Source organism: Asaia sp. SF2.1 (assembly GCF_000505765.1).
Taxonomy (GTDB): domain Bacteria; phylum Pseudomonadota; class Alphaproteobacteria; order Acetobacterales; family Acetobacteraceae; genus Asaia; species Asaia bogorensis.
The window spans coordinates 3,401-7,764 of the sequence record NZ_AYXS01000006.1 but is presented as its reverse complement, the minus strand read 5'-3'; the positions used below and the strand labels follow the sequence as shown (position 1 = coordinate 7,764).

4 protein-coding genes and 1 pseudogene are annotated in these 4,364 nt (G+C 56.6%); 2 read left to right on the top strand and 3 right to left on the bottom strand.

The genetic code is table 11. The features are described from left to right. Both P792_RS24630 and P792_RS24625 read left to right on the top strand, forming a co-directional pair. A partial coding sequence (locus P792_RS24630; RefSeq protein ID WP_035439424.1) for an MFS transporter occupies nt 1-1,049 on the top strand: 1,049 nt, incomplete at its 5' end. Between the two features lie 160 nt (nt 1,050-1,209). After that, nucleotides 1,210-1,939: pseudogene (locus P792_RS24625) on the top strand (IS6 family transposase). 252 nt (nt 1,940-2,191) lie between these two features. On the opposite strand, the gene P792_RS24620 reads toward P792_RS24625, so the two are convergent. From P792_RS24620 to P792_RS24610, 3 genes are read right to left on the bottom strand one after another with little or no spacing between them, the layout of a single operon-like run. Beyond that, nucleotides 2,192-3,298 (bottom strand): hypothetical protein, encoded by a 1,107-nt coding sequence (locus P792_RS24620; protein WP_023977953.1) that lies wholly within the window; start codon nt 3,296-3,298, stop codon nt 2,192-2,194. Beyond that, nucleotides 3,295-3,585, bottom strand: a complete 291-nt coding sequence (locus P792_RS24615; protein WP_023977952.1) for a type II toxin-antitoxin system RelE/ParE family toxin — start codon at nt 3,583-3,585, stop codon at nt 3,295-3,297. The genes P792_RS24620 and P792_RS24615 overlap by 4 nt, the downstream gene beginning before the upstream one ends. Beyond that, complete coding sequence (locus tag P792_RS24610; RefSeq protein WP_023977951.1) at nt 3,582-3,824, bottom strand: type II toxin-antitoxin system RelB/DinJ family antitoxin; 243 nt, start codon at nt 3,822-3,824, stop codon at nt 3,582-3,584. Before P792_RS24610 ends, P792_RS24615 begins: the two co-directional genes overlap by 4 nt. Nucleotides 3,825-4,364 lie beyond the last annotated feature (540 nt).

Genomic DNA, 4,364 nt, shown 5'->3' with positions numbered 1-4,364 from the left:
AACTGCGATGCGGGCTCTCGGATGCGCATCTTGGCCTCCTGCTTTTGTGTCTTGGAATGGGGTCGATCGTCGCCATGCCCGTCGCCGGGCTTCTAACCGGGCGTTTCGGCTGCCGTTGGGTGATCGCGATCGCTACCCTGGCGGTGTGTTGTACTCTGCCAGTTCTGGCATCCTCTGCTTTTCCGCCTCTTCTTGCCGTCACGCTGATCATCTTCGGTGCCAGCGTCGGTTCGATCGATTGCGCCGTGAATGTGCAAGCCATCATTGTCGAACGGGCTTGCCAGACAACCATGATGTCTGGTTTTCATGGTTTGTTCAGCGTGGGCGGTCTGCTGGGTGCCATCGGCGTCAGCGGCCTGCTCAGCTTGGGTCTGTCGCCGACCCACGCCTCTTTCGCCGGTGTCGCTTTGCTGATTATGGTCGGAAGCTTGACAATCCCTGGATTGCTGACCGAGCGAAAAAGCGTCGACGACGGGCCTATTTTCGTCCTGCCGCACGGGATCATTCTTGTTATCGGGATCATGTGTTTCATCACTTTCCTAGCGGAAGGAGCGGCTTTGGACTGGAGTGCCGTCTTTCTGGCTACGGTGCGTCATGTCGACATGAGGTATACCGGCCTAGGATACGCTGCATTTGCCGCCATGATGACGTTTGGGCGATTGCTAGGAGACCGGGTGGTTCGACATTTCTCTGGACGTATAATCATCGCGGGGGGAAGCCTACTAGCCTGCCTGGGAATGCTCTTGGTGGCGACCGTACCAGTCTGGCAGATCACATTTACCGGTTACGCGCTGGTGGGTGCAGGCTGCGCCAATGTAGTGCCCGTACTTTACTCGTCGGTCGGGCGGCAGACCTTTATGCCTGAACATCTCGCGGTCTCAGCCATAACCACCTTGGGATATTCGGGCATTCTGGCCGGTCCCGCCGCACTTGGGTTCGTATCCCAGACCGTCAGCCTGCCATTTGCCCTTGGAAGCGTGGGCGTATTGCTCGCGGCCGTGGCGATGATGGGAATGGCGCTGCCATTTGCCCTGACCAAAGAAACATGAGCGCCGTGAGCCATTCTTCTTTCGGCTCTGTTGCGAAGTCTGCGGTCCTTTCCTCGTGGCGCCACGGTTAATGTGACTGTGAGTATGCTTTGGCGGACTCTGTTGCAAAGTCCGCCTCCCTGTTTGAAACCGGCCACGGTTTTGGCGTGGGACATGGTGTATGAGCGACTTCAAGGGACGACATTTCCGGGGTGAGGTGATCCTGTGGGCTGTGCGGTGGTATTGTCGCTACGGGATCAGCTATCGGGATCAGCTATCGGGATCTTGAAACCATGCTGGCCGAACGCGGCGTCAACGTTGATCATTCGACGATCTATCGCTGGGTCCAGCGCTATGCGCCCGAGATGGAAAAGCGCCTGCGCTGGTACTGGAAACGCCCGGGCTTCACCCGCAGCTGGCGGGTGGACGAGACTTATATCAAGGTCAAGGGAGTATGGGCGTATCTGTATCGGACGGTCGACAGGGACGGCGATACCATCGATTTTTACCTGTTACAGACCCGGAACGCGAGGGCGGCGAAGCGTTTTCCGGGCAAGGCGGTGAGTGGGTTGAAAGACTGGAAGAAGCCCGAGACGATCAACACGGACAAGGCCCCGACCTACGGCATCGCGATTAGAGAACTCAAAAAGGCCGGAAAACTGCCGGATACGGTGGAGCACCGTCAGGTGAAATATTTGAACAACGTAATCGAGGCCGATCATGGCAAGCTGAAACAGCTGATCAGGCCGGCTCGTGGTTTCAAAATACTGAAAACCGCTTGCGCCACGATCAAGGGTTTCGAAGTCATGCACGCCCTGAAAAAGGGGCAAGCCAGACCCTGGCAGCAGGATAAGGGCATCATGGGAGAAGTGCGCCTGATCGAGAGGCAGTTCGGGGTCTACACATTCTGAAAAGCCCTGAGCCTCGAGTTTGCGCTACTAACCCAAGATTTTGCAACAGAGCCCTTCACCAACGGATGGTCTCATTTAAGACGACAATGCTTCACTCGGTTAATATTCGTCCATCAGGCAAGAGCTCACCGGGAGGCGGAAATACAGTCAGATCGCATGTAAGATCAGCTAACGCACAAATTGGTGCCCTTTGTAGCTCACAGCACAAATGACGCTCTTATCACCCGTTTACCTTATCCATACAACCTGACATCACCGCGAGAAGGCCTGCATACGCCCAATTGCAGCATCCGCCAGAGCTAGAGCCTCTTCAAGGGGGCCATAATCGATCGCAAGGGGCCCGATTAGTTTAGCTGCCGGCTGAGCGTACTCAGCCTTATTTTCTTCCTCTGTGAGATCCACAAGGAAACACCTGTCATCACGTCGCGGCCGTCCTTGTTTCCTGCCAGCTACGGCACGTTTGGGCGGACGAACCACTTCACGCAAAGGTTCGAATCCCTTGAGCGCGAAAAGCCTTCGCGCCATGCGGTGAGTGACTTCGGTAATGAGGCCTGCAGCGAGAAAGCGCTCAAGCATAAGATACGCGGATTTTGAGGAGATGCCGAGCAGACTGGCAAGCCGTGTCGCGGATAGCAGGGGAAAAGCTGCAATCAGATCGATCGCTGTGTCTGCTCGCGAATTGCAGCGGCGGGATCCGCTATGAGCTCTCGCATGATGCCACTGACGCTCGATCCCGGTGATACGCGCATGGATACCTTCTGCCTCGTCGGCCAGAGCATTAAGAAAACAGGGGATCCACACCGAGCGCTCCCAGCATGTACCGGATGCGAAGGATCGGGCCCCTGTAAGGGGGAGCCCAACGCGCAAAAGCTGTGTTTCCTGCCAGAAAGAGACAAGAGCGCCGCGCATAGGCGAGCGGCCGTTTCCGGCATCGATCCAGCAATGAAAAGCCCGGGCAGCTCCAAGAAGCGGCCCTACGGCTGTAGCCTCGGAACGCAGAAGCTCAGTGGCCTGCTGGATATGCGCTTTTTGAGTCGATGTCGGATGCGCAAGCCATTGATACTGCTCGAATGCGATTTTCGCATTGTCCACGAACACGCCACGATCGGCTACGCCTTCGCCCGGCATCGTCAGGCGCAGGCCTTCCAGTTCGGCGGCAAGATACCATGGATCGATGACATAACCATCCATACTTGCGCAGACACGTGCCGCTTCGAGCCGCTCACGAAACAGGATGGCTGGGAGTAAGGGATGATTATGAAGGCGTTGATCCAATCGCCCTATGGAGACAGCGGCCCGGGTGAGCGCGGCGTAAAGCCTGTCGCCAGGAGAGTGGGGCGGGTTCTGCCGACCGCTCAAGAGCGCCTCGCAGCGTTCCGATAGATCGCGTCACCGTCGTGTCGACCTATAGCGATGACAAGGATCAGGATTTTGCCGTCATCGACCCTGTAGACGAGCCGATATCCGGCATCGCGTAGCTTGATCTTATAGCAGTCTCGAAGGTCCGCTGTGAGACGGGCTGAGAGGACATGCGGCTCTTCGAGACGTCGCGCCAGAACCTTCTTGAACTGCGTCTTTATACTGCCATCCAGAGCGTCCCACTCGCGTTTGGCGCGTGGATCGAAATGGAGCGCGTAGCGGGTCACAGGTCATCCAGACTGACGGCAATCGAACCCTGGGGCGAGGCAAGGCGCTCACGTACGAGAGCCAGAAGATCGCGATCGTCATTCGACAGGATGACGCGCTGGACCGGCAGTTTTCCGGTTTCGACGACGTACTCAAAGGTCTGGCGGATAAGATCCGAGGGCGTGATCCCGAGTTCGGACAGGCGCTGATACGCGGCATTTTTCAGAGCCTCGTCAATGCGCAGATTGATGGACGCCATGGCCTCTTATCCTTTCAGACTGAGGAAGGTTATACGTCTTTACATTCGTAAAGGCAAGAGATACAATTTACCCTTAAGCGGCACTAGGTTCAAACTGTGCTTTTTTGCAATTTAAGCCCCCTCGCCCACACCTACTTCCGATAATTTCTATTATCGGAAGTAGGTGTGGGCGAGGGGAAAACGGCGGCGGGTGGGCCGAAAAGCGTGCCTCAGAGGCGCAGTTTTGATGCGGCGCAGATCATCGCACTGCCTACACGGGTGATATCACGTTAACTGACGGGAGTTAGTCGAAGCCTGTGAATTAGGTATTCAGGCGCTGAGAGCGGTTGCGCTGTTCCATTGTGTGGCGGCCCTAATCCGATAGATGTGCCGGAATAGAGCTGTGTTGATGGAAGCGGGTGGAACGAAGGGATTACGGACAGCGGAGAAGACGGAGACGAAGCGCTGACAGAGGTGGCCCCCTCCCTTCGGACAGTTTTTCGGGCCTGACAAGCTACAGCCAGTTGTTGTCATGCCGCCATTTTGACGGCGTTGCTGTTG

Coding starts and splice junctions, on each gene's coding strand:
- P792_RS24610 (WP_023977951.1), bottom strand. CDS start 3,824: ATGGCGTCCATCAATCTGCGCATTGACGAGGCTCTGAAAAATGCCGCG.